The 26,203-nt window shown below is 43.1% G+C and carries 22 protein-coding genes and 1 other RNA gene; 6 read left to right on the top strand and 17 right to left on the bottom strand.

Annotated features, from left to right (window positions below; genetic code table 11):
- From VK179_02335 to VK179_02325, 3 genes are all read right to left on the bottom strand, one after another.
- A partial coding sequence (locus VK179_02335; GenBank protein HLO57552.1) for a thiamine pyrophosphate-binding protein occupies window positions 1–856 on the bottom strand: 856 nt, incomplete at its 3' end.
- 41 nt (window positions 857–897) lie between these two features.
- A complete protein-coding gene (ilvD, locus tag VK179_02330; GenBank protein HLO57551.1) occupies window positions 898–2,733 on the bottom strand; it encodes a dihydroxy-acid dehydratase in 1,836 nt (611 codons plus the stop codon).
- 292 nt (window positions 2,734–3,025) lie between these two features.
- A complete protein-coding gene (locus tag VK179_02325) occupies window positions 3,026–3,793 on the bottom strand; it encodes a methyltransferase domain-containing protein (GenBank protein ID HLO57550.1) in 768 nt (255 codons plus the stop codon).
- A gap of 75 nt (window positions 3,794–3,868) precedes the next feature.
- On the opposite strand from VK179_02325, the gene VK179_02320 reads away from it, so the two are divergent.
- Window positions 3,869–4,327, top strand: a complete 459-nt coding sequence (locus VK179_02320) for a VOC family protein (GenBank protein ID HLO57549.1) — start codon at window positions 3,869–3,871, stop codon at window positions 4,325–4,327.
- A 108-nt stretch (window positions 4,328–4,435) separates the two neighbouring features.
- Here the strand turns inward: VK179_02320 and ffs are convergent.
- Window positions 4,436–4,535, bottom strand: an RNA gene (gene ffs, locus VK179_02315) — signal recognition particle sRNA small type.
- Window positions 4,536–4,635: 100 nt separating this feature from the next.
- Here ffs and VK179_02310 point away from each other — a divergent pair.
- Window positions 4,636–5,196, top strand: coding sequence for a DUF4199 domain-containing protein (locus VK179_02310; protein HLO57548.1), 561 nt, complete (start codon window positions 4,636–4,638; stop codon window positions 5,194–5,196).
- A 15-nt stretch (window positions 5,197–5,211) separates the two neighbouring features.
- Window positions 5,212–6,168 (top strand): glycosyltransferase family 2 protein, encoded by a 957-nt coding sequence (locus VK179_02305; GenBank protein ID HLO57547.1) that lies wholly within the window; start codon window positions 5,212–5,214, stop codon window positions 6,166–6,168.
- 507 nt (window positions 6,169–6,675) lie between these two features.
- On the opposite strand, the gene VK179_02300 is transcribed toward VK179_02305, so the two are convergent.
- The 12 genes from VK179_02300 to VK179_02245 all read right to left on the bottom strand — a co-directional run bounded on the left by VK179_02300 (window position 6,676) and on the right by VK179_02245 (window position 21,201).
- Window positions 6,676–7,680: a glycosyltransferase gene (locus VK179_02300; GenBank protein HLO57546.1), complete on the bottom strand. Its 1,005-nt coding sequence runs from the start codon at window positions 7,678–7,680 to the stop codon at window positions 6,676–6,678.
- Between the two features lie 203 nt (window positions 7,681–7,883).
- Complete coding sequence (locus tag VK179_02295) at window positions 7,884–8,492, bottom strand: SIS domain-containing protein (GenBank protein ID HLO57545.1); 609 nt, start codon at window positions 8,490–8,492, stop codon at window positions 7,884–7,886.
- Window positions 8,479–9,468 (bottom strand): hypothetical protein, encoded by a 990-nt coding sequence (locus VK179_02290; GenBank protein HLO57544.1) that lies wholly within the window; start codon window positions 9,466–9,468, stop codon window positions 8,479–8,481. The genes VK179_02295 and VK179_02290 overlap by 14 nt, the downstream gene beginning before the upstream one ends.
- Window positions 9,465–11,348, bottom strand: coding sequence for an HAD-IIIA family hydrolase (locus tag VK179_02285; GenBank protein HLO57543.1), 1,884 nt, complete (start codon window positions 11,346–11,348; stop codon window positions 9,465–9,467). Before VK179_02285 ends, VK179_02290 begins: the two co-directional genes overlap by 4 nt.
- Window positions 11,345–12,109, bottom strand: a complete 765-nt coding sequence (locus VK179_02280; protein HLO57542.1) for a hypothetical protein — start codon at window positions 12,107–12,109, stop codon at window positions 11,345–11,347. The genes VK179_02285 and VK179_02280 overlap by 4 nt, the downstream gene beginning before the upstream one ends.
- Before the next feature lie 84 nt (window positions 12,110–12,193).
- Complete coding sequence (locus tag VK179_02275) at window positions 12,194–13,165, bottom strand: hypothetical protein (protein ID HLO57541.1); 972 nt, start codon at window positions 13,163–13,165, stop codon at window positions 12,194–12,196.
- Window positions 13,166–13,263: 98 nt separating this feature from the next.
- A complete protein-coding gene (locus VK179_02270; protein ID HLO57540.1) occupies window positions 13,264–13,746 on the bottom strand; it encodes an NUDIX domain-containing protein in 483 nt (160 codons plus the stop codon).
- 4 nt (window positions 13,747–13,750) lie between these two features.
- Window positions 13,751–14,212, bottom strand: coding sequence for an IS200/IS605 family transposase (gene tnpA, locus VK179_02265; protein HLO57539.1), 462 nt, complete (start codon window positions 14,210–14,212; stop codon window positions 13,751–13,753).
- A gap of 395 nt (window positions 14,213–14,607) precedes the next feature.
- Entirely contained in the window at window positions 14,608–15,504 is an 897-nt protein-coding gene (gene miaA / locus VK179_02260) for a tRNA (adenosine(37)-N6)-dimethylallyltransferase MiaA (GenBank protein ID HLO57538.1), read from the bottom strand.
- Between the two features lie 19 nt (window positions 15,505–15,523).
- The gene (locus tag VK179_02255) at window positions 15,524–16,852 is read right to left on the bottom strand and encodes an MFS transporter (GenBank protein HLO57537.1); all 1,329 of its coding nucleotides are present in this window, start codon (window positions 16,850–16,852) and stop codon (window positions 15,524–15,526) included.
- 66 nt (window positions 16,853–16,918) lie between these two features.
- On the bottom strand, window positions 16,919–19,177 hold the full coding sequence (locus VK179_02250; protein ID HLO57536.1) for an aconitate hydratase: 2,259 nt from the start codon (window positions 19,175–19,177) through the stop codon (window positions 16,919–16,921).
- A gap of 29 nt (window positions 19,178–19,206) precedes the next feature.
- On the bottom strand, window positions 19,207–21,201 hold the full coding sequence (locus tag VK179_02245; GenBank protein ID HLO57535.1) for a biosynthetic peptidoglycan transglycosylase: 1,995 nt from the start codon (window positions 21,199–21,201) through the stop codon (window positions 19,207–19,209).
- A 123-nt stretch (window positions 21,202–21,324) separates the two neighbouring features.
- Between VK179_02245 and VK179_02240 the strand changes: the two genes are divergently transcribed.
- The gene (locus tag VK179_02240) at window positions 21,325–22,275 is read left to right on the top strand and encodes a hypothetical protein (GenBank protein ID HLO57534.1); all 951 of its coding nucleotides are present in this window, start codon (window positions 21,325–21,327) and stop codon (window positions 22,273–22,275) included.
- A gap of 35 nt (window positions 22,276–22,310) precedes the next feature.
- Window positions 22,311–22,925, top strand: coding sequence for an L-threonylcarbamoyladenylate synthase (locus VK179_02235; GenBank protein ID HLO57533.1), 615 nt, complete (start codon window positions 22,311–22,313; stop codon window positions 22,923–22,925).
- Here VK179_02235 and VK179_02230 read toward each other — a convergent pair.
- Window positions 22,922–25,024 carry a ComEC/Rec2 family competence protein gene (locus VK179_02230; GenBank protein ID HLO57532.1) on the bottom strand — a complete coding sequence of 701 codons (2,103 nt, stop codon included), beginning with the start codon at window positions 25,022–25,024 and terminating at the stop codon, window positions 22,922–22,924. The two genes, VK179_02235 and VK179_02230, sit on opposite strands and share 4 nt — an antisense overlap.
- A gap of 159 nt (window positions 25,025–25,183) precedes the next feature.
- Between VK179_02230 and VK179_02225 the strand changes: the two genes are divergently transcribed.
- On the top strand, window positions 25,184–26,197 hold the full coding sequence (locus VK179_02225) for a dihydroorotate dehydrogenase-like protein (GenBank protein HLO57531.1): 1,014 nt from the start codon (window positions 25,184–25,186) through the stop codon (window positions 26,195–26,197).
- The last annotated feature ends 6 nt before the right edge of the window (window positions 26,198–26,203 follow it).

Here is a 26,203-nt window from a genome sequence, read left to right as displayed (position 1 = left end):
CATTTGTAAGCAGGTTGGTTGCATAATTTCCGTGCATACCAAGCATGCCTACATTCAGCCGGTGTTCCTTCGGAAGGGCGCAAGACCCAAGGATTGTCCAGGCAACCGGTATTCCCGATTTTTCAACGAAAGCCCTGAATTCTTCTTCGGCATTTCCAAGTATAATTCCCTGTCCTGCAAGAATATAAGGTTTTTTTGCGCTGTTAATCAGGGCGGTGGCAGTCTTGAGATTGTCAAGGCTTATCCTTGGCTCCGGAGCATAACTCCTCATTTTTATACATTTGTGGTACTCAAAGTCGAGCATCCCGAACTGGGCATTCTTGGCTATATCAACCAAAACGGGTCCGGGACGGCCTGTTTTCGCAATATAAAAAGCCTGTGCAAGGATTGACGGTATTTCTTCAGGTTTTGTAATGAGGTAGTTCCATTTAGTGACGGGCATTGAAATGCCGATAACGTCCGTTTCCTGGAAAGCATCGGTTCCGAGGAGTCCTGCGGAAACCTGGCCGGTTATGCACACAAGTGGTGTGGAATCAATCTGCGCGTCAGCGATTCCTGTGATAAGGTTTGTAGCACCGGGTCCCGAAGTGGCCATGCAAACGCCCACTTTACCGGTAACCCTTGCGTAACCCTGGGCGGCGTGAATGGCACCCTGTTCGTGGCGGGTAAGAATATGACGCAACTGTTCTGTATAGTTCATAAGTGCATCGTAAACAGGCATAATAGCCCCGCCCGGGTAACCGAATATGGTGTCAACGCCTTCATGGATAAGGCTCATCATAATGGCTTCGGCACCAGTAACCCTTACTTTTTTGGGAATATCTATAGGAGTTTCTATTTCTTTCGTTGCTTTCATGACGGATATTTTTGAAATAAATTAACTTAATATATAAGGGATCAACAGCCTTTAATTTCCCTCACTGCTCCTTTATCAGCCGACATAACCATACTGGCATATGCCTGTAGAGCTTTGGAAATGGTTCTGTTGCGGTCAGCGGGAGTAAAAGCCTTATTACCCCTGCTTTCCTCTTTTTGTTTGCGACGTTCAAGCTCCCCCTGCGGGAGCACCACATTAACGGCCCTACCCGGAATATTGATTTCAATTATATCATTGTCCTGTAACAGCCCGATCTCACCGCCTGAGGCAGCTTCAGGAGAAACATGGCCTATTGAAAGTCCTGATGTACCGCCGGAAAACCTACCGTCGGTAAGCAATGCACAGCTTTTACCAAGGCCTTTTGATTTGATGTATGATGTAGGATAGAGCATTTCCTGCATGCCGGGTCCGCCTTTGGGTCCTTCATACCGGATAACAACCACATCACCGGCATTAACCCTTCCATCGAGGATTCCGTCACAGGCTTCATCCTGTGATTCAAAAACTTTCGCGGTACCTCTGAAGTTAAAGATGGATTCATCCACCCCGGCGGTTTTAACCACACAGCCATCGCGCGCAATATTTCCATAAAGTACAGCAAGTCCTCCATCTCTGAAATAACAGTGTTCAAGATCACGTATACATCCGTTCTGCCTGTCAAGGTCAGGTTGCTTGTACATAACGCCCTGGCTGCCCATTTTAAGGTTTTTGATGCCTGCAGGTGCGCTGGCATAAATTTCTTTTGCCTCGGCTGTTGCAGTGGGTAATGTTATATCAAAGGTCGTTATGGCTTCCTTAAGAGTAAGGAGATCCACTCTTTTAACTGAAGTGTCTACAAGACCGGCCCTGTCAAGTTCACCCATAATACCGAGAATACCACCTGCCCGGTTTACATCTTCAACATGATAATGCGAACTGGGTGCAACTTTGCAGAGAACGGGTATTTTGCGGGAGAGTTCATCAATATCTTTCATGGTGAAATCGACCTCAGCTTCGCGGGCGATGGCCAGCAGGTGAAGAACGGTGTTTGTCGATCCGCCCATGGCAATGTCAAGTGCCATGGCATTCATGAAAGCGGCACGGGTGCCAACGGACCTCGGCAATACCGAGGCATCACCTTCACCGTAATATTTTTTGGTGATAAGGGCAATTTGTTTGGCCGCTCTTTCAAACAGGGCCAGCCTGTTTTTATGGGTCGCCACTATAGTGCCGTTACCAGCCAGGGCCAGGCCAATGGCCTCATTAAGGCAGTTCATTGAATTGGCGGTAAACATTCCTGAACAGGAACCGCAGGTGGGACAGGCCTCACGCTCAACAACGGAAAGTTCTTCCTCCGATACATTATCATCGGCTGCCATAACCATGGCATCAATGAGGTCCATCTTCTTTTTCCCGACGACTCCGGCTTCCATGGGTCCACCCGAAACAAAAACAGCGGGGATATTCAGTCGCATGGCCGCCATAAGCATACCCGGGGTGATCTTGTCACAGTTGCTGATACAAATCATACCGTCAACCTTATGGGCATTGCACATGTATTCAACGCTGTCGGCAATCAGGTCGCGCGAAGGCAGTGAATACAGCATACCGTCGTGGCCCATGGCAATCCCGTCGTCAATGGCAATTGTATTGAATTCAGCAGCATAACATCCTTCCTTTTCGATCCAGGCTTTTACTTCCTGGCCTATCTGGTGAAGATGGGTATGTCCCGGCACAAATTGAGTAAACGAATTTACCACAGCAATAATGGGCTTTCCCATTTGGTCTTCTCTCATTCCGGTAGCGCGCCATAAGCTTCTGGCACCGGCCATTCTGCGGCCTTCAGTTGTGGCTGAACTTCTCAGTGGGATCTTCATATCGTTGAATATCTTTTATTTAATACTTTTTTTAAATTAAAAAAGCCATTCTTTCCGGTAAGAATGGCTCTGTTTTATCTCAGATTATCGTAAACCATTCTCACCTCGGTTTCTGAAGGACCACGAGGATAAGGACGTTCACGATAATAATGATATTTCTCATGTTTTTAATTACTGGGCAAATATAAATAAATAATTATTTCAATTCTGCATTATGCGAAAAAAAACTACAAAAATTCAAATTTTTTCATTCAATTTTATGTCAACTATTTGTTTTATAAATCGTTAAATTTTATGGTTTATAATATCCATACATATATTCCATTTCAGGCAACCTGAATTTCTGCCGTTGTTCCTCAGGAATGGTAAGCAGGTAGTTTTGTTCACCGGTAACAAAACCCGCTGCCATCACACGTTGCAGGTAATCTTTTCCATACAGCCTGAAATGATCATGCTGATGAAACAAACGCTGGCGTTCAGCCGGATCGGTGATTGACGGATCTTCAATCGTCTTCTCCATATCATAGGCAGTGGGAACCTGCATAATGGCGAATCCTCCCCGTTTCAGAACCCTGAATATTTCACCAATCGCTTTGGTGTCGTCAGGAACATGCTCCAGCACATGATTACAGATGACCACATCAAATTGATCATCAGGAAAAGGGATCTGTTGGATATCCATTTTCACATTGGCAATGGGTGATTCCAGGTCAGCTGTAATATAGTTGAGATTTTTTAGTTTCCTGAAACGCTTGTAAAAGCATTGCTCCGGCGCTACATGCAGTACACTCAGCGGATCTGAAAAAAAACGGGTCCTGTTTTTAAGGTATAGCCACAATAACCGGTGCCTTTCGAGCGACAGGCACTGCGGGCACAATACATTTTCCCTGGCTTTAACATAGCCATAAGGCAGGAACTTACTGAAACGACCTTCGCAAACGGGGCATTCCACTTTGTTCCCACGGTAGAAAACTGCGGCAAACCGCATAAATACAAGACTGAACCGGATGAGCCACGGACGCGGAATACGTCTTAAAAGGAAGGTAATAAGTTTCTTCATGTATTTTCAGGAAAATAATGCGGAAAATTAACTCATTTATTACTTATTTTCGTGCTCTTAAAAAACTTACACACTATGAGACCTTTTAAAGTATTAGGAATTCAACAGATTGCCATTGGAAATGAGTCGAAAACAAGACTCGAAAATTTTTGGGTGAATATTATGGGACTTGAAAAAGTCAACACCTTTAAAAGTGAGCGCGAAAACGTTGACGAGGATATACTCAGAATAGGAAAAGGACCATTTGCAGTGGAGGTTGATATAATGCAACCTATTGATCCTGAAAAATCACCTAAGGTTCATGAACCCAAATTAAATCATATAGGATTGTGGATTGATGACCTGGCAAAAGCTGTGGAATGGCTTACGGCTCAGGGTGTACGTTTCACTCCAGGTGGAATTCGCAAAGGCGCGGCCGGATATGATGTTTGCTTTATCCATCCCAAGGGCAACGAGCAATTCCCGTTATGCAGCGAAGGTGTTTTGGTTGAGCTGGTGCAGGCTCCGGATGAGGTGATTAAGGCTTTGAAGTAGTCTGTTAGTCTGTAGTCTGTTAGTCTGTTAGTCTCGGAAAAAAGTTCTGTGGTTGGTCTTTTGCCTAACAGACTAAAAGACTAACAGTCAAGCAGACTAAAAACAAAAACCGGGTAAGCTTATCATATCGCGCCGCTACAACCGCCTACCCTTGCTTCCTTCCGAACCTGGGGGAGTTCAGCAGGAGCTGGCCGTATGAGACTTACCCGGCGGGTGCAAAACTATGAACTTTTTATAAATTTACAAAGCCTGAGCATACGTTTAAAATTTCTATTTTTGTCGGGCCTTTAAAATACAAGCGTAATTACATGGATAAAAAACCTTCGATGCTGCAGTTTACAATGACCTATGGTGCGATCCTCGGAGGTCTTTCCATTGTTTCATCCCTGCTCATGTATCTGTTTGGCTATATGCCTACGGCCTCAGTTTCAAGGATGGTATTGCTGGCGCTTCTTAAATTTGCAGTTGTTATTGTTTTTGTTTCAACCGGAATGAAAAATTACCGGGATAAAATCCTTGGCGGTTCCATCACTTTCTTCCAGGCTTTATATGTCGGACTTCTTATACTTATTTTTGAAACCGTTTTATCCGGTTTTTATGATCTGGTTTTTAATTTATATATTGATCCGGGTTATGCAAATAAAATGGTTGAGGCGTTCAAAAGCTCGTTTTTTACCTGGATGAACCTGGCTGGTACTCCCCAGAAAAATATTGATGAATTGATGGATATGATTGAAAAATCCCAGTCAAATTCTAGTCCGTTACCTAATTTTTTCAGCAACATTTATTCAACATTCATCTTCGGAACCATACTTTCGCTTATTGTTGCCTCATTCACAAAGAAAAATCAGAATCCCGTCTCCAGATAATTTAAAATTATGCCCATGAATCCTGACATTTCAGTAGTTGTTCCATTGTATAATGAAGCCGAATCGCTGCCTATACTTGTGGAATGGATTAACCGCGTAATGGTTGACAACAACTATTCATACGAGGTAATTATGGTGGATGACGGCAGCGACGATGGTTCATGGAATATCATTGAAAAACTGGCAAGCGAATATAAAACCATAAGGGGCATTAAATTTCGCAGAAATTACGGGAAATCGGCTGCGCTGCATTGTGCTTTCCGCGTTGCGGCAGGACATGTGGTTATTACAATGGATGCTGACCTCCAGGATAGTCCGGATGAAATTCCCGGCCTCTATTCCATGATTATGAACGACCGGTTTGACCTGGTGTCTGGCTGGAAGAAAAAAAGATACGACAATACATTCACGAAAAATATTCCGAGTAAACTCTATAACTGGTCAGCACGGGTTTTCAGCGGCATTAAGCTGCATGATTTCAACTGCGGGTTAAAGGCATACCGGAATGAAGTGGTGAAAGCTATTGAGGTTTACGGCGAGATGCACCGGTATATTCCCATCATCGCCAAAAAGGCCGGATTTAAGAAGATCGGTGAAAAAGTCGTGCAACACCGGAAAAGGCAGTTTGGTAAGACCAAGTTCGGACTGGAGCGGTTCATCAACGGCTACCTCGATCTACTTTCAATAAGCTTTATATCAAGGTTTGGCCGCAGGCCCATGCATTTTTTCGGTCTCCTGGGCTCTCTCATGTTTTTTATCGGTCTCGTGATGGCCAGCTACCTGGGTATTGAAAAGCTCCTATCCGTTGCCCATCACATCAGGGCAAAACTGGTTACCCAAAGTCCCTATTTTTATATAGCCCTCACTTCAATGATCATCGGAATGCAGCTGTTCACGGCAGGATTCCTTGGCGAACTTGTTTCCCGCTCCTCTTCAAGCAGGAATGAGTATTATATTGAGAAGGAGATCTGACAAAGCCCCGTCATTGCGAGGAGCCAGATTATCAATGATTATAACAGAAATGTAATTGCGACGAAGCAATCTGCTGGCACAGGCGGACCCTGGCCAAGAGAGTCTGAAACTGATTTATCACTTTGCAGCGCCCTTCCTGTTCGGGAAGATTGCTTCGTCGCATCAGTTAATTACTATAATCATGGATCTCACCGGCTCCTACTAATGACGACTTTTCGTAATTCGTTGTATGCTAATGAATAACCCTGAAAGGGTTCAATTTGAATAACCGCGGGTGAAACCCGTGGTCCGGTGCTACGATCACGAACACAACTCTGAAAGAGTTGAATAATGCATAATTGAAATTGAACCCTTTCAGGGTTCTTGTCTGCTGGCATCATAATCCACGGGTTTCACCCGCGGTTATTCAGATCTCGCTACTTCGTAGCTATTCGTGAAAGCCCATGGTTGTCATATCATTGGGTGATCCTTAATAAGGTGTTCCTACACCCGATGACGGACGCTGTTCTACGCTTCCTTCGTAATCTCCGGCTTTTCGCTTTCTATTTTACTCCCCAGGATAAAACGGGCAAATGCAGCCCTGATCATTCCAAAACCATATCCGAAAAGCATCACAAAGGTGGCATATATACTGAGGAACCCGATTTTAATACTCCTGTTCTGAATGGTTGAATCCATAAACACAGCCAGTATATAAACCAGCAGTGATGAAGCCCAAAGAACAAGAAGCGGCTTAAATATAAGCCCGGCAAGCAATCCTGCCACAACATAAATAACAAACAAAGCAGGAAGGGTATGAACAGGTTTCAGTGCATCACCATGCCTGAGCTGAAGGTCAATGCGGCCACTTCCGAATGACATGACCTGCCTGAAGAATTTGTAGAAAGTGGAACGTCTTTTATGATACACATAGGCGTCTTCTATCAGGCCCGACCTGTAACCGCCTTTCTTCAGACGCATACTCAGGTCAATATCTTCCGAAACTTTTAACCCGCTGAAACCGCCAAGTGCATTAAAAACCGACCTGCGGATGCCCATATTGAAGCTCCTGGGCTGATAATGGCCGGCATGCCTTTTTCTTCCCCTGATTCCACCTGTTGTAAAAAAGGAAGTCATGGCATAGCTAATCGCCTTTTGCTGACTGCTGAATGACTCGTCGGCCCTGTCGGGACCACCGTAGGCATCAAGGGGATCGGCCGAAAGATATTGCTTTACCGTACCGAAATACTGCGGAGGAATTACGCAATCCGAATCGAAAAATACGATCATTTCACCGGATGCGTTTTCTACACCCCAGTTCCGTGATTCGCTGATGCCAAGCTTCGGTTTATGAAGATGCTTTAATGACACCCTGTTTTTAAAGGGTTCTGACACAAGGGCGACAGAATTGTCGGGACTGCCATCGGCAAGGATAATCTCAAAATCTTTCAGTTCCTGCTTTTCAAGGCTTGCTAAAAGTTCAGTGACTTCATCAGGCCTGCAATACGTAGGGACAACAACTGAAAAGAACATTTTATAGTCTGTTAGTGTGTTAGTCTGTTAGTAAGAACTTCTTAAATCTTAAAACGGTGTTCCTTGTTCGATGTTTTTGTTAATCTTCTAAAATCTTAAATCGGTGTTCGATGTTCAGTGTTCATTTATGGGACCTATGAGACCTATGAGACGGATGGGACCGCAGGCATCCAGTTTCCAGTATCCAGCATCCGGCATCCAGCCTACTGAACTCTGGCGTCATAGGTGCTTCCCATCGAAAAATTGTCGCCTTTCAGTTCTTTCATCATTACCTGTTTGATGGCATGAAAGATAATGATATGAACATCCTCGGTGACTTCCATGTCTTGTACAGGTGCATGAATTACAATATCGGCAATGTCTTTTATCTTTCCGCCTTTGTATCCGCAGAATGCCACTGTAACTGCTCCCTGTGAACGGGCATACTCCATGGCCTTAACCACATTGGCTGAATTTCCGCTGCCTGAAATACCGATGACAACATCATCCTTTTTCAGAAATGCCCTGAGCTGTTCAATAAAAATTTCCTCATAACTGAGGTCATTTGAAATAGCCATCATTCCTGAAATATTGTCGTTAAGGCATTGTACTTTGAATCGCTTGTCAAGGCCGTATGAAATTCCTTTCAGAAAGTCGCCGGTCACATGGGATGCCGTAGCCCCGCTTCCACCATTTCCGAAAATATAGACATGGCTGCCTTCTTCTCTTGATTTCAGCAGCAGACCGACCAGTTTCATTAAGGAATCCGTGTCAATCCGGGCCAGCGTATCTGAAACCTTATCGAAATAGGTATTAAATTCAGAATTCTTCATCCGCAAAATAAATTACTTTAGAACCTTCACGATCAAATGCAAAATCGAACTTTTCAAGTGGTTTCAAGTCATCCAGAAGCTTTTGTTGTTTGCTTTCATCGCAATAGAATAGCATGAAACCTCCGCCACCGGCGCCGAGCAGTTTTCCTCCCGTTGCCCCGGCATTTAATCCGGCTTTATAAATTTCATCAATCTGGCTGTTGCTGATTTGCGAAGCCAGTTTCTGTTTCAGAATCCAGTTTTCATGAAGAATTTCTCCGAAACTCTCCAGTTCACCGGAATAAAGACTGTTTCTCAGATCGCCCACAAGACCGACCATCGATTTAAGTATATTGAATTTATCCTCCTGTGAAACGTTCTTCTTTTGTTCCGACAGTATATCGGATGCCTTACGCTGATTACCTACATAAAACATGACAAGGTTCTGCTGCAGGTTCCGGTATACTTCATTTTTAATATAGAGGGGCTCCACAACCACATTCCCGTCTGAATTAAAATGGATAATGTTGAGTCCTCCAAATGCAGCGGCATACTGGTCCTGTTTTCCGATGGGCTCACCCAGGATTTCAATTTCAATCTGGCAGGCTTCGCGGGCAAGCTGTTCATGAGTGACATATTGCCGTTTCACTGCATAAAGGCAATGCAGTAATCCCACAGTGAATGATGAGGAAGAACCCATACCCGTTCCTGACGGAATATCAGCAATAGAGCTTATTTCAATGCCGCTTTTAACGCCTGCTTTACGCATAGCCTCTTTCAAAAGCGGGTGTTTAAGCTCGTCAATTGTGTTTACTGTTTCTGTTTCAGAATATTTCACCCTTAGCTGACCGGGAAAAAAGAACCGGTGAGATGAAATATACATGTATTTATTGATGCTTGTGCTCAGCACGGCACCCGGGCAGCGTGTATAAAATGCTTCCATGTCGGATCCTCCGCCGACAAAGCTTACACGAAATGGAGTGCGGGTAATTATCATGTACCGGGTGAATTAATGATCAGATCAGCTAATTTACTTTCTTTTTCTATTAATTGATATTCATCCACTTCTCTTTTTTTGATGAGCGCTGTGGTCTCCTGGCCGGATAATCCGCGCCAGGAATAATAGTGTTCCATTCTTTTAAGGAACAAATCCGTAGGGATATTGATGAATATTTTAAGGTCGGCTGCATCACGTAGCACTGAAGAACTAAGCGCTACAACACCTTCAATGATTATAAAATCGCTGTCTGAAGCGTTATATATAACTTCAAGATGCTTCCTTTCCACATGGTTTGTGTATGTTGAAAGTAATACTGAATTTCCTGACAGAAGGTTCCGGATGTCACTTTCAATCTTTTTAAGCTGAAACCGGTCATACACATTCATTCCGGGAGTCCTGTTCTCTTCGGCAAGCAACCAGTTATCGAGTGAAACCTGCAGTGATTTATATCCTTTCCTTTTAAAAAGCAACCGAAGATAGGAAGCCAGCGTGCTTTTGCCACTTCTAGTGTTTCCGCCCACAAGAATTAATTTTCTCTGCTTTTTAACGGGTACAAGCTTTTGAAGAATTTCTACAGCGGTCTGATCCAAAGGATCATCGGTGATAAAATCAGCCGCTTCCTTAAGATCATTGAACATGTAATCGGGAATCAGCTTTGTTTTGCGAATGCCATACCCCGTTCTGACGCCAATTGTAATACAACCTGCATTAAATCCGGCCTGGATATCCCGTTCCGAATCACCTATCATATAAGAAATCGTGGGATCAATACTAAATTTCTCAATGGCTTTCTTAAACATGCCGGTAGCAGGTTTCCGGCAATCGCATTCGATTTTGTAAACCGGGTTTTCCTCCGGGAATCCCTTATCGGGATGGTGCGGGCAATAATAAATCGCATCAAGCCAGGCACCCTGATCGCCAAGAACGGTCTCAAGTTTTTTGTGAATGGTATGCACATCCTCTTCGGTGCAGAGGTTACGGGCGATAGCGCTTTGGTTGGTAACCACAACAGAAACATATCCTGCCTGGTTTATCTTGCGGATCGCCGGTGCAGTGAAATCATATATTTCAAGCTCTTCAGGCTTGCTAATATAACTTCGCTCGGTATTGATAACACCGTCCCTGTCGAGAAAGACAGCAGGCTGCAAATGCCTGTAGCTGCTTCTCTCAATTTTCCCCGATTCAAGGTCTTTGTTTACCTTCTGAAGTCGGTCCGGGGTGCCCATATCCTTAAGGTATTCGGTTGTGTGGTAACCGAACATGGCTAAATTGCCAAAGGCCGAAGGAAAAATATCTTTCCCGAAATCAGCTTTCTTTCCCTTTTCGATATAAGAATGGATAGCAGGTGAAAATACATAAACACCTGCATTTACAAGATTATGATACCATTCACCCTTATTATGGGGTTTAGGATGAAAGGCGATTACCCGGTCAGTTGGATCCGTCTCGACAAGGTCGCTGTCGAACGGGTGATCATTTGGATGAAGAACCAGCGTGCATTCACTTTTGCGCTGACTATGAAAGTTTATCAACCTTGTGATGTCCATGTTCACCATCACATCTCCGTAGAGGACAAGGTAGTCTTCTGTCAATAAGTGCTCTATTTCCCTGATGCCTCCTGTAGTTCCAAGAGGTTCCTTTTCTTCGTAATAAGTAATCCGGGCGCCGAAAGAAGAACCATCGCTGAAATAGCTCATGATGGGGTCTTTAAGGTAATTGACAAGAATGATAATATCGGTAATGCCATTCTGAACAAGCAAATCAACCTGGTGATGAAGAAGCGGTTTATTACCTATGGGTATCATAGGCTTTGGAATTTCACGGGTGAACTCACCCAACCTGGTTCCTTTACCACCCGCAAGAATCACTGCTTTCATAGGATATAGTCGCGTATTGCTTCAGGAGTTCCGATGTCAGTGTATCTTCCGTCACCGAACATATGATAATCAATCCTGAGGTGGTTATCGATGGCAGCCTGTATTACATCGCCGATGAATAATTCTCTCTCCGTACCGGCTCCCGGATCAAATTTCCCGGAAGGATTCCTTTTAAGAAAACCGGCAAGAAATTGATGAAGAAACTCTGTGAAAATGGGGCTCCAGATAGCGCCGAACCAGCTGAATTTGAGATCAGGCCTTTTTTGTTTGATTATAAGAGCTTTTATCTTATTATTCTCATCAAATTCAAGCATGTCCGATTTGAGGTATTCCGCTGAAGGGACGACGCCAAGCAGGATATCTGTTTCTTCAGCAGAGAAGCGATTTTTCATCACGCTGAAGGCATCTTCCGGCTCAATAAGAATATCGGGGAAACCCAGTGCAACAGCAGAGTTTTTTACAAATGGATAAGCCTGGTCAAGTGTAAAGGGGGTTCCGAAGGGCAGAGATGCAATAAGATAACCCAGGTCAACACCATCGGTTGAACCCGACCCGAAATATTCAGGTATGTCCCATTTGCCTTTTCCAAGGATATAATATAATGAAGTTATTCCTGCATTTTTAAAATAACGGATCAGATTCAAGGAAGCCACAGTGACCTCTCCGTTCGAACTGACAAACGGAAAGATCTCCTTGCTGCAGGGGATTCTGCCCATTCTCTTCGCGAGTCCTCCTGCCGGTATTAGTCCGATGATTTCCATGTTTTATTAGGTACGCAAAAATAAATAAAAAACGAAAGCGTGAAGGAGACCTTCACGCTTTCGCATGTAAATATCAATTGATGATTACTGCGGGCATTTCAGATTCGTTTTCTGGCCTTTGGCAGCGTTAAGGAACGGACCATACATGGCATTGGTAAGCGACTGGCATGCATCGCTTGTTTTGCCTAATCCGGCCTGGGCAGTACCGAGCTCATAATAGTATTTTGCCTTATTCTCTGGGGTGGCAGCGGCATCCATATCAAGACCTTTCTGTGCGTTGGTTGCAGCGAGTTCAAACTTTTTCTGTTTATTATAAACGCTGGCAAACTGGTAATAGAGATTATTGTCTTCACCGTATTTGGATGCTTTGGTCAAAAGAGTAACAGCGTCATTCAGCTTATTGTCCTTATTGGCTTTTCCACCGGCAACCCTGAAATAATCACGGGCCACTTTGTTAGCCTGTTCAGTCTTTGCAGCATCACCCTGAATTTTGGAAAGATACAGGTCGATTGTCTGCTCAAATTCAGGTCCTTTATCAAGGCCTCTGAGCATTAATGCCTTGTTATAAAGTGTCGGGGTGTGATCAGGATTGATAGCCAGGATACTGTCGCATGCCAGAACTGCCTTATCATATTCCTTAGTTTGACCGTAATTGGCGGCCATTGAAGTATAAGCCTGTATCATCAGCTTCTGAGTGCTTTCCTTTACATTCGGATCCTGGTATTTATCGGCCATTGCAAGAGTGGTTTTGGAAGCTTGAAGCGATTCATTCACTTTTTTGTCCGTCATCAGAAGGTTATAAGCCTTTTTATAATAGAGGTCAGGGATAACGGTAATAGCTTTGGATTTTACATCCTGTGCCGAATCACCAATCTGATCACATATAGCGACCACTTTTTCGAATGTGTTCACTGCATTGGGATCATTGGCTTTCATTTGCTCAACGCCCTGGTTAAATAAGTTTATTGCCTCCGTTTTATCCTGTGCAAAAGTGCCCATACACAGGCCTGCTACCAGAACGAACAATGCTGCGAATTTTTTATAAGCTAAGCTCATTAGTTTCAATTTAAAGGTTAATGTAAAATTGGATCCTGACTTTTCGTAAATATAAATAAATATTGTTTGAAAACGCAAAAGTGAAATTTTAAAGATTCTTAAATATGACCCCAACGACTTATGTTTTCCCTATGATTTTCTTTCAGTAAGTTAAGCACATAACGATCGACGGGGAATGTAAGATCCTCTTCAGTTAATTCGTCCAGTGATGCCCAGCGGAAAGACTGACTACCGTTTATTTCATTGAAATCGAAATGTTTTTCAGAGATTCGGAACAAAGGTTTTTCCCTGAATTTAATGATATAATAGATGCTGAGCAACTGGTGATTTTCAAAGAACAATGCAGGCTGATAAAAGCCTGTTGTATAAAAATGCTGAATGATTTCTATTTCCTGTCCGAATTCTTCTATAGCTTCCCGACGGATGCAATCTTCAGGTCCTTCTCCGAATTCCAACCCTCCCCCGGGAAATTTTGTCATTCGTTGGTTAAACAAATATTCATCACTTAACAAAATTTGTGCCGTTTTGTTTAGCACCAACCCGTACACGCGGATTACAAAATGGTTAGGTTGAGGAGTCATTCAATTAATCATAGAAATCAAAAACATATCGATCATCGTATTGCATTTCCCATTTTTTTAATAAATCAAGATATTCTTCTCTGAATGTTTTTTTCTTATGATGTTGAGGCTGATCGAGAATATATTTTGATACTGCATCTATTTGCGATTTGGAATATGTAAAGGCACTGAAGCCATCCTGCCAGCAAAATTTTCCCATAATCCATTTTTTATCATTTATAAAAGATGTAGAGTTGGATTTGATTTCTCTTACCATGTCGGATACAGACATTGTCGGATGTAATCCGATAAGGAAATGAACGTGATCCGGGTTACAAAATAAAGCGAGAGCCTTGGATTTATTATTTTTTACAATTCCACACATGTATTTTTCCAATTCGTCGCGGATATTTTCATGAATAAGATTTAATCTGCCTTGTACAGCGAAGATAAGTTGCACGTAGAGTTGGGTGTAAGTATTTGCCATAATGAGATTATTTAGGTTAACGTTTATTGAATCAAATTTAAAAATTTTACTTGTGTTTTGGATTATATGAATTGATTTATAAGCCAATATGTTCCAACAGCCAGGGAGTGGCGCCATCTTTGTAGTAAAAGCCAGCTTCGGCTTAGTAAAAGCCACGGAGTGGCATATCTTTGTAGTAAAAGCCAGCTTCGGCTTAGCAAAAGCCACGGAGTGGCGACATCTTTGTAGTAATCTGTAACAATGGAAAGTTGGAGCTACAGAGTGGCGACATCTTTATATTAGCAATATTCATAGAATCATTCGAACTTGATTAAGATTTCGCCACTAACGCGGCTCTGTTTTCATACACATATGCGATTACTACAAAGATGTCGCCACTCCGTGGCTTATGGTGGCTATCGTTTCAACAATTCGATTATTCCCTTATAATCCCCCGGATGGAACCATTTGTAAACGGGATCGCGGCGGAACCAGGTGAGCTGGCGGCGGGCATACTGGCGGGTGTGATCTTTGATCTTGGTGACGGCGTCAGAAAGGCTCATATGACCATCCAAATGAGCGAAAAGCTCTTTGTAACCCACGGTATTTAAAGCATTCAAATCACGGAACGGATAAAGTGAACGGGCTTCATCTAAAAGTCCGTTTTCAATCATCGCATCAACACGTGAATTGATCTTTTCATGCAACTCGCCGCGAGGCAAATCCAGTGCGATACCTGTAACCTGAAAATTCCTTTTCCTTGCTGCACCTGTAAGAAAAGAAGAATAGGTTCTGCCTGTCATTAAATAAACTTCAAGAGCTTTCATGATCCGCTGGGGATTGTTCAGATCAACCCGTTCATAATATTCAGGATCAGTTTCTTTAAGCATAGCCTGTATGCCCTGTAAGCCATATTTCCTGAAATCGGAATGAACTGTATTTCTTATTTCGTGACTTATATTCGGCAAATCATCAATTCCATATAAAACTGCATTTATATATAAACCACTCCCGCCGGTTACAATTATCGTATCATGATCTTTAAACCACTCATCCAGGAAACCGATCACTTCCTGCTCAAACATGCTGGCATTATAGGGCTCGTGGATAGACCGGTGACCTGCAAAGTGATGCGTTGCAAGTGATTTTTCGTTATCTGTCGGGGCAGCGGTGCCAATGCTCATTTCTCGAAAAACCTGGCGAGAATCTGCATTAACAATGTCGGTTTGCAGATCCCTGGCCAGGTGAACGGCAACGGCAGTTTTACCCACTGCAGTAGGCCCGGCTATTACAATTAATCGGGATGATTTCATTTAATTTGACCCTGCAAAATTAAGCAGGGCTTTCGACAGTTTGTTGATCCTTTAACAGTAACAGAAGGAAAAACAATCCGATAATGAAGAAGGTTGTAATGGCTAGTACCGAATACCGCATGGAACCCGTAATGGCTTCAATAATGCCAAAACTGAAAGTGCCTCCAACCATGGCAAGCTTTTCCATTACATCATAGAAACTAAAAAAGGATGTGTGATTCCGGGTTTCAGGAAGCATCTTTGAATACGTGGAGCGGGCCAGCGATTGCGTACCTCCCATAACCACTCCTACCACGCATGCCACAATGATAAAACCCGCTGCATCGGTTACGAAATAAACAGCAAGAATAACCAGTATCCAGATGAAAATGGATAAGATCAGGGCCTTGAAATTGCCAATCTTTTCAGATATACGCGCAAAAGACCAGGCACCGAACATACCGATGAGCTGAATTAGAAGGATGGTGGCAATAAGAATATCATCCTTAAGATGAAGCTGCTTTGTACCATAGGTAGCGGCCATTGACATCACAGTAAGTACACCCATAGTCATGAAAAAGAATCCGACCAGGTAAATCTTCAGCTTTCTCATCTTCCGAACCTGGTTGAAAACATTGCGCAGTTCAATATATCCGTAAAATAAAGGATCCTGCCCTTTCACCCTTTTGCCGAATGTGTATTTCGGCAACCTCAAAAAGGTCATTTGCGAAAAACCGATCCACCAAATAAACACGGTGAGGAATGCAAGCCTGGGAGCAAACGTATCATCCGTTATTCCAAACACCTTAGGAAACAAAACGAATACGAGGTTTATAAGAAGCAATATCACACCTCCCAGGTAGCCCATAGAATATCCCCGGGCACTTATCCGATCCTGTTCTTCAGGCACAGCAATAACCGGAAGAAATGAATTATAAAAAACGAGACTGCCTCCATATCCCAGTGTGGCCAGGGTGAAGGCAATAAGTCCCAATTCAACCCGGTTGCCATTGAAAAAGAAAAGCATCCCGCACGACAGGGCGCCTATCCATGTAAATACTTTCATAAAACTCTTCCGCCTGCCGGTAAAATCGGCAATAGATGAAAAGAAAGGCGAGAAAACGGCAATTACAAAATAGGAAAGGGCAATTGACCAGGCATAAAGAACCGTATTCGGAGCTTTTAATCCGAAGAAATCAACTGTAAAATCGTTACCATGCTTTGTTACAGCGTTATAATATATCGGAAAAATAGTGGACCCGATCGTCAGCTGGTACACCGAATTGGCCCAGTCATACATCACCCATCCGCGGATAGTTTTTTTATCCCCTTTTGCAATGGGACGCAGTTCAGAAATATTTTTTCTCAAGATTTACGGTATTGGAGGTAAAAGAAACACTAATATACAAAAATAGTGATACACCAATACTTAATCCTACTGGTTTTGTCGGATCAGGTTTAGGGCTGAACCCGCTTTAAACCATTCAATTTGATTTTCATTGTAAGTATGAGCGGCCAGGATGGTTTCCGATGTGCCGTCATCATGCTTCAATGTAACGACAAGCGGTTTGCCCGGTGTGAAACTGTCAAGACCCGTAATATCGATCCGGTCATTTTCACGAATCTTTTCATAATCCGCCTTATCTGAGAATGTTAGTGCAAGCATCCCCTGTTTTTTCAGGTTAGCTTCATGTATGCGGGCAAACGACCGTACAAGCACTGCTTTCACACCCAGGTGACGTGGCTCCATGGCAGCATGTTCACGGGATGAGCCTTCACCATAATTCTCATCTCCCACAATTATACTTCCAAGGTTAGCTGCTTTGTATGCTCTTGCTGTAGCCGGCACTTCACCGTATTCACCCGTTAACTGGTTTCTTACAAGGTTTGTGCTGCTATTAAAAGAATTTACGGCACCAATTAGCATATTATTTGAAATGTTATCCAGGTGCCCCCTGTATTTAAGCCATGATCCCGCCATCGAGATATGATCGGTTGTACATTTGCCTTTTACCCTGATCAGTAACTGCAACCCTGAATAATCTTTCCCATCCCATGATTCAAAAGGTTCGAGCAATTGAAGCCGGTCACTTGATGGATCAACCTTGACCTGGATCCTGCTTCCATCCACAGCCGGAGCCTGGTAACCGTTATCTTTTACCGAAAAGCCTCTGGGGGGCATTTCAAGACCAACCGGTGCATCAAGCTTAACCTGCTGTCCCGCTTCATTTAATAAGGAATCGGTCACCGGGTTAAAAGTAAGTGTTCCTGCAATCGAAAAAGCAGTCACTATTTCAGGCGAAGCAACAAACCCGTGAGTATTCGGATTGCCGTCATTTCGCTTGGCAAAATTCCGGTTAAATGATGTCATTATCGAATTCCGCTCCTGTTTTTCAGCGCCATGCCTTGCCCATTGTCCAATGCATGGCCCGCAGGCGTTGGCAAGCACTGTTCCGCCCAATGTACTGAACACATCCAGGATTCCGTCCCGTTCGGCGGTGTATCTTACCTGCTCAGAACCCGGCGTTATTATAAACTCCGATTTTGCCTTCAGCTTTTTATCGATTGCCTGTTTGGCAACAGAGGCCGATCGGGTAAGATCTTCATAGGATGAATTCGTGCATGAACCAATCAATCCTGCCTCCAGCTTTTCCGGCCAGCCCTTTTCAATTACAGTCTTTGTGAATTCAGATATGGGAGTTGCCAGATCAGGAGTGAACGGCCCGTTTATATAAGGTTCCAGTTCTGAAAGATTGATTTCAATCACCTGGTCGTAATAAGCAGCAGGTTCTGATTCTACTTCCTTATCCGCTTTCAGATGCCCGCTTATGGCATTTGCCATGTCAGCTACGTCAGCACGACCTGTGCCTCTGAGGTATGCTTCCATTTTGGCATCATAGCCGAATACCGATGTAGTAGCGCCGATTTCAGCACCCATATTACAAATGGTGCCCTTACCCGTGCAGGAAATGGTGCCGGCACCTTCACCGAAATATTCCACAATGTATCCGGTACCGCCTTTAACCGAGAGCAGTCCTGCTAATTTCAGTATCACGTCCTTGGCTGAAGTCCAGCCATTCATTTTGCCTGTAAGCTTTACGCCAATTAGTTTCGGGAATCTCAACTCCCACGACAATCCGGCCATAACATCGCATGCATCCGCACCTCCGACACCAATGGCAACCATTCCCAGTCCCCCGGCATTTACAGTGTGTGAATCAGTGCCAATCATCATTCCGCCCGGAAAGGCATAATTCTCAAGCAAAACCTGGTGAATAATTCCCGCCCCCGGTTTCCAGAAACCAATGCCGTACTTATTTGCCACGGATGACAGAAAATCAAATACCTCACGGTTTACTGACTGAGCCGTGGTAAGATCCTTATCTGCCCCGTCTTTTGCAAGCACCAGGTGATCACAATGAACTGTTGATGGTACGGACACCTTTTTACGTCCGGCCTGCATAAACTGCAGAAGAGCCATCTGGGCAGTAGCGTCCTGCATGGCAACCCTGTCGGGCATAAAACTCACATAATCCTTTCCCCGTTCGAACGGTGTGCCTGCAGGAGTTTCAAGATGTGCGTATAATATCTTCTCGGTTAATGTCAAAGGCCGTTTCAGCAACCGGCGTGCAGTTTCAATTTGCTCAGGCAACTTCTCATAAATGCTCCTGATCAGCTCTATATCGAATGTCATGGTCAGATGTATTTAGTGCAAAAATAATTTCAATTTTGAATTTGTAATTTCCTGTCGAAATAATTCAACGACGGCAGCATATCCATTTCAACGGGTTCCCTCGTCCTTATCGTATCCGCAAATACCTTAGATGCATTGCCTGTAAGAACAACATCAGGTTTTACCGCAAATGTATCCAGTGACGAAATAAACTGTTTCCGCACCATCAGTTGTTTCATGCGGTTAAAATAATTGCTGTAAAATGACCGCATCACACCGTTGCTTTCAAACGTGTATTTATACCATTTGGGCCGTGGTACTATGCTGGCCAGGTAAATGCTTTCCTGCAAATTAAGGTCGGCCGGCCTTTTATTGAAATAAAAATGACTGGCATCGTTGATTCCGTAAATTCCGGGACCCCATTCGATTATGTTCAGGTACACTTCGTACATCCGCTGTTTTGAAACCAGGCGCTTATTTTCAATTAGCCATACGATCAGCGCCTCCTCAATTTTCCGGGCTACTGTTTTATTCCGGTTGAGAAAAACGTTACGGGCAAGCTGCATGCTGATAGTGCTTCCTCCCCTTGCAAAGCGCCCTTCGCGTATATTGGTTGCAATCGATTCCCTGAACGCATCGGCATTAAAACCATTATGAAAGTAGAAACTGCCGTCTTCCGATGTCATCACGGAGGCCTTTAAGAACGGCGATATCTGGTCGATTGTCACAAATCCCGGATTTTCGGGACCGACTATATATGTTGCCATCAATCGTCCCTTATCATATGCCTGGTACCTGAAACTACCGTTTAGAACCCTGTAATCATCCGCTCCGTATTGCTGTATATTGAAATCTTCACCTGTTAACCGGGTGTTGAATGTCAGACTGTCCGGGTTATCGGGATCCACTGAAAAATCAAGAAAAAAGTGAAGCTTTCCTTCTGCCTTCATTCCGATCAAACTGGTAAACATCCCCTCCGGCAACGAACTGAAAAAGGCCTGTGCATCCCATGTCTGCGGCAACATTTTAAAATGAATATGCAGCGAATCCCCGGTTTCAACCCTGAGCCAGGCCCGAAGCCGGATGCTGTTCAAATCACTGACCGATGAACTGTCCACTTCGATATAATCATTGCCTAAATTGATTTTAAATGAGGAATAGAAATCGTTGATCCTGATCTTATCAGTTGACAGTCGCTTTCCGCCAAGAACGAGTCCTGCAAAACCAAATCGTCCGGTAAGATTAGTCAGATGCCGGTTTCTTTTAGAGAAATTCATACTGAAAGAGAGTGAATCAAATCCTGCCATAATACCATAGCGTTCCTTTAAAAGGGGTACAGGCAACATGCCGGTATCTGTATGAACGAGTTCAATGCTGACAAGAGAGGCCTGCCTGTCGAACATACCTGTGAGCGGCATTGAAACTTTTGTTGTTTTATCCGAAAGGATTATATCCGCCGACAAATGTTTCCTGTCCAGTCTGAAATTATTCAACACGCCAATGCTCGTGGTACCGTTCTGGTAAAGGCGGACTTCAAGATGTTTGAAATCCATGATTCCCGGAATATAATGGATAAAACGACGAATGGTATTGTAGGCCATTCCGGCAAAATCCTTTCCCTTCAGAAAATCAAGTGCGCCTGTTGAATCGGGCTTTATTTCCTTTAGCTCTTCAACTTTTGCAATGGAATCATCGGAATGATACCGCAAGATCAACGAGGTACACTGCACTTTTTTAAATCTTATATTTCCGAATATGAGAGGGGTTACACGGATTCCGGCAGACAGCGAATCAATTTGTGCCTCATTGTTTCCGGATTCTGAACGAATATAAATTTGCTTTATGAAAACAGTTTTCAACCCTCGAAAACGGGCTCCTTCCCAATAAGCCGTGTAATTATGCGATTTGATTTTTGTATTGATGATTTCGATTGCCTTTCTCAATACAAGGCCACGCAATGAAAAGAACAAAACATTTAAAACAATGAAAATAATTACAAGGGCCAGTCCGATATATTTGCGGGAAAGGTATCTGTTTAAATTCATTTTAAATAGGTTCAAAACGGCAAAATTAATCAATTAATCTTCCGTATGATCCGAAACTTTAAAGGCCGTCAACCGTAAAAACTTAAGTTTGGTCAACGGCATTAACTTCGAAGCGTTTATTACATGAGATATTTTTTATTTTTTACGTTTCTGTGCTTATTTGTTCAGCTCAATGGTCAGAACGAGGATTTGAAGAACAAGCAGAACATTGCCCGCAACAAGGTTAAGAATCAGTATAGCTGGGATTATAAATATATCGGAGAAAAACCCGATAAAAACGGTGTTAAAACTTCCGTTACAACCTATGCCACAACAGGCGACATAATTCAGGTGAACGCGTTGAACCCGGCAGGAACCGTGCTTCATACTGAAAAATACAGTTATGACTCAAAGGGCAATAAAACCGAATACACAAGGAATTCAGGTGACGGATCATACCAGAAGAAATACGTTTATAACGACAAGAATCTTCTTACAGAGGAAAGCGGATTTGACGGTGTAGAAAATTTCAAAAACCTGTATTCCTATGACACTAAAGGCGTGATGACAGAGATACGCTATTTGAAAGGAACTATACTGCAGGAGAAACGGGTGTTTACAAAAGATGGTGTTACAACTAATGTTGCTGTATATAATAAGACAGGTACAGTCACTTCGAAACTCGTGCTTATATATGACAGCAGGGGAAACCTTATTGAAGAATCTGTTTTTGGAATAAGCCCTGATCCGGTCGAAAAAAAGACCTACAATTACGACGACCGCAAGAATCTGAAGGAAGAAGCCCGCTATAAACTCAACCAGATGACCGTAAGGAATACTTATAACTACGGGCCATCCGGTGATCTGATTGAAGTAACTGAAGAGTCTCCCGGAAACAGCCGGTTTGTTAAGAAAACAATGAGCTATGATACAAAGGGGAACCTTCTTGAAATCAAATGGAGAAGAAACCCTAAAGAAGATTTCAATCGCATTACTTATCAATACGACGAGAAAGGGCTTTGTACTACACTCGATACGTTTTACCCCGCAACAAAATACAGGGTGCTCACACGTTATACCTATGAGTATTATTAGGATTTACGTTATCTTTGCCCCCTTATTCATGAACCATGTTGTTAAGAATCCATCCGGAAACGCCTGGCCAGCGTCAGGTTCAGAAAGCCGTTGAATTGCTGCGCGATAACGGCGTGCTGGTGTTTCCCACAGACACTGTATATGGTCTGGGATGTGACATTTTCAGTCATAAAGCTGTTGAACGGGTTGCAAGGATCAAGGGAATTCATATTGAAAAAGCAAATTTCTCATTCATTTGCCATAGTCTCAGCCAGCTCACCGATTATGCCAAACATGTAAACAATCCTACGTTTAAGCTGATGAAACAATGCCTTCCGGGGCCATTCACTTTTATACTTGAAGCCAGCAGCAATGTTCCGAAAATCTTTCGCAGCCGTAAAAAGACAATCGGTATCCGTATTCCCGATAACAACATAATAATCGAAATCGTTAAGGAGCTGGGCAATGCGGTGCTAACCACATCGGTGCACGACGAGGACCAGGTAATTGATTATACATCGGATCCGGAGATGATTTACGACCATTATAAAAACCTTGTAGATGCCGTAATCGATGGGGGGTATGGTAATAATGTCCCTTCAACTGTCATCGATTGTACAGGCCCTGTTCCTTTCATTGCCCGCCAGGGAATCGGAATTGTTGAAATTTAGATTGATTCAAGCAGGTAAGCCCCATCCCGGTTTACATCATAAAATTCAAAACCATTTTTACCGCACAGCTTTTCCCAGGCACTTCTTTGCCTGTAATCCACTGATGAATCGGTTATTACTATACCAGGCCTGAATAATGTAAAAATCATATCGGATGCATCACAACTTCCTGTTACAATCAAAACATCAATATCCAGGGGTATTGCTGCCTGCCATTTCAATATTGAACTGTCATTAAGCAGCAGCACGGTTTTATCACCTGCCCGAAAGAGTTTGTTTTTTCCCAGGAAAGAAGACCGGTATCCGAAAGGTTGCTCACCGGATAAATACGAAAGATTGCCGGCAACCCTGTAATGAATCCGGAAACCGGTGAAGGCATAATTCATAGCCGTCTCACTGATTTTATCAGGTTCATCACAAATTACTGTACACTTATTCCGGGTGATTAAGTGGATAACAGAGTGGTTCCTCAACTTGCCGATAAGCAGGACATCATGACTGGATGAATCCGAACGGGCCATTCCTGTAACCAGCAGAAAAAAAACAAAACACCCTGCCGTTACAAATAAAAAATGCTTTTTAGGATGGCCCATCAGGATGGCCAGCAGGATGAGAAACACTGCAATTATACATGCCTGCATGAAATCAACCGAAATATTTTCAATAACTGAAAAGGGCAGCTTTTCAGTGAGCAATAAACTTCCGAAGAGTACCTTCAATAGCAGTGTCAGGGCTTTTCCTGCCACAAGTGCGGCAGGCTTAAAAAAGGAAACGAGGAGATAAACCCCCGATGCGCAGATAATGCATGAAGCAAGAGGTATGACAAACAGGTTGGTAATCCAGAAATATACCGGAAACTGGTGAAAATAATATAGTGTCAGAGGCAGAGTGGAAAATTGGGCCGCGCATGATACCGAGAACATTTGCCATATACGTTGAAACATTTTGTTTTTGAATGGATTCAGCCTGTTAAAGAATGGATAAAATACAATAATGCCCAGAACAGCTGCAAACGACAACTGAAAGCTGATATCGGTGATCAGTGAGGGGGAGAAGGCAAGCATCACAAAAGCCGAAATAAACAGGATATTTGCCGTATTAATCCGCCTGGAAATGGCATTACCTGTAAGCACAAAAGACAGCATTACAGCTGCCCTAACCACTGAGGGTGATAAACCGGTAACAAAGGCAAACAGCCATATCAAAAAAAGAATGACGGCAATTTTTAATAATTTACCACCTTTGATCCAGGATGTAAAGAATAATAGAAATCCAGCCGCATAGACCAGCACAGCCACATTGAAACCTGAAAGTGCCATTACATGCATAACCCCGGTTTCAGAAAACACATGCTTTGTTGACGCTTCAAGGTCATTTTTATATCCGAGTGTCAAAGCCGAAAGAATACTGTAGTACGTGTTGTTCAATCCGATTTTCCTGTATTGATTAAGTATTTCCTGCTGAATTTTAAGTGCCTCAACGCGGGGAGAAAATGTTTTGTATTGTTGAAAAAGCCTCCAGGTTCCTGACTTCAGATATGCCTGGTTAAACACTCCTTTGCGAGCCATGTATTTCCTGTAATCAAATTCAAAAGGGTTTGAAGGAGGAGAAATGTTTCTGATATCTGTTTTACAAAGTAATACAGTTCCCGGCTTGAGGACAATTGAAGAAGAGTCCTTCTCAAAAACTACAATAATGCGCTGCCCGTCGCGTATCATTGCCCGGTTTTTAATACGATAATGGATAACGGCAGTTGATTTAACCGATTTATCTGTAATACTAACGGCATCACGGATTTCAACTAAAGCCAGATCGTTGTAACAGCCGGCAGCAATCTTTTGATGGGCCCTGTTGGTTAGTTGCATCGAAAGGGCACCTGCAAGGAACAATATTAAGCCTGCTATCAGTCCCGATTGCCAGTGTGTATGGAATCCAGGCCGTGCACAACATATGACGAAAAGGGTTATTCCGGTAAAAACCAGGACGATAAGATAGATGGCATCCAGGTATCCGAATAGAAGTGATGTATAAATGCCGCTCATGAACCAGAAAAGCAGCTTCAGAAATGGCCTTCTGCTGATAACAAGGGATAATTCCATTAGCCTGTAACTGAATCAGTAACTAACTGAAAGATAGTAATTTTTTATACCTGTTAACATTTTTTGAGTAAAGTAATTTTTGCAGAAATAGCCGTTAATGGATATAAATTTCTATTTTTGTTACAGCATTCAATACTTACTTATTTAAAGATTTTTGGCATGGTTGATTTAAAAACAAAGTACCTGGGGATTGAACTAAAAAATCCCGTAATTCTTGGTGCAAGTAATCTTGTAACCAAACTTGACAATGTAAAACGTGCAGAACAGGCAGGTGTAGCTGCAATCGTTTACAAATCGCTTTTTGAAGAACAGATACAGCTCGAATCAGCTCAGCTGAACGATGAACTGGAAGAATATAACGAACGGAATGCTGAAAGCACCAAGCTTTTCCCGACAATTGAGCATGCAGGCCCCGAAGAACATTTGTTAAGCGTTCGCAAAGTGAAAGAAAGTGTCGGCATTCCGGTAATTGCCAGTTTGAATGCTATTTATAAAGAATCATGGGGTGAATACGCCCAGCTTCTTGAGCAAACCGGTGTAGATGCCCTTGAGCTGAATTTCTTTTACGTGCCGCGTGAAACAGAAACCGACGGACGCGATGTCACCAATCTCCAGCTTGATGTGTTGAAGGAAGTTCTTGCCAAAGTAAAAATTCCTGTGAGCGTTAAGTTGAGTCCGTTTTACGCAAATCCTCTGAATATCATTTATAAGATGGATAAGGCCGGAGTAAGCGGTTTTGTTTTATTCAACCGTCTTTTCCAGCCCGACATCGATATTGAAAAACAGGAGCATTTTTCTCCGTTCAACCTGAGCAACCCTGAAGATCATAAACTGAGCCTGCGGTTTGCAGGACTTGTTTACGGAACAATCCAGGGATCTATTTGTGCTAATACAGGTATTTACAGCGGATCGGACGCTGTTAAAATGCTTCTGGCCGGTGCCGATTGTGTTGAGATCGTAAGTACCGTTTATAAGAACAAGATCGAATATATTTCAACGATCATCAGGGATATCGAAGCCTGGATGGAGTCGAAAAGATACGGTAAGATCGAGGATTTCAAAGGAAAACTTTCGAATAAGAAAACGAATGATCCGTTTGTTTACAAACGTGCACAGTATATCGATCTTTTACTTAAATCAGAGCAGATTTTTAAGAGATACCCTGTGATATAGTTTGAG

Source organism: Bacteroidales bacterium (assembly GCA_035299085.1).
Classification (GTDB): Bacteria; Bacteroidota; Bacteroidia; order Bacteroidales; family UBA10428; genus UBA5072.
This window is presented reverse-complemented; position numbering and strand designations above follow the sequence as displayed.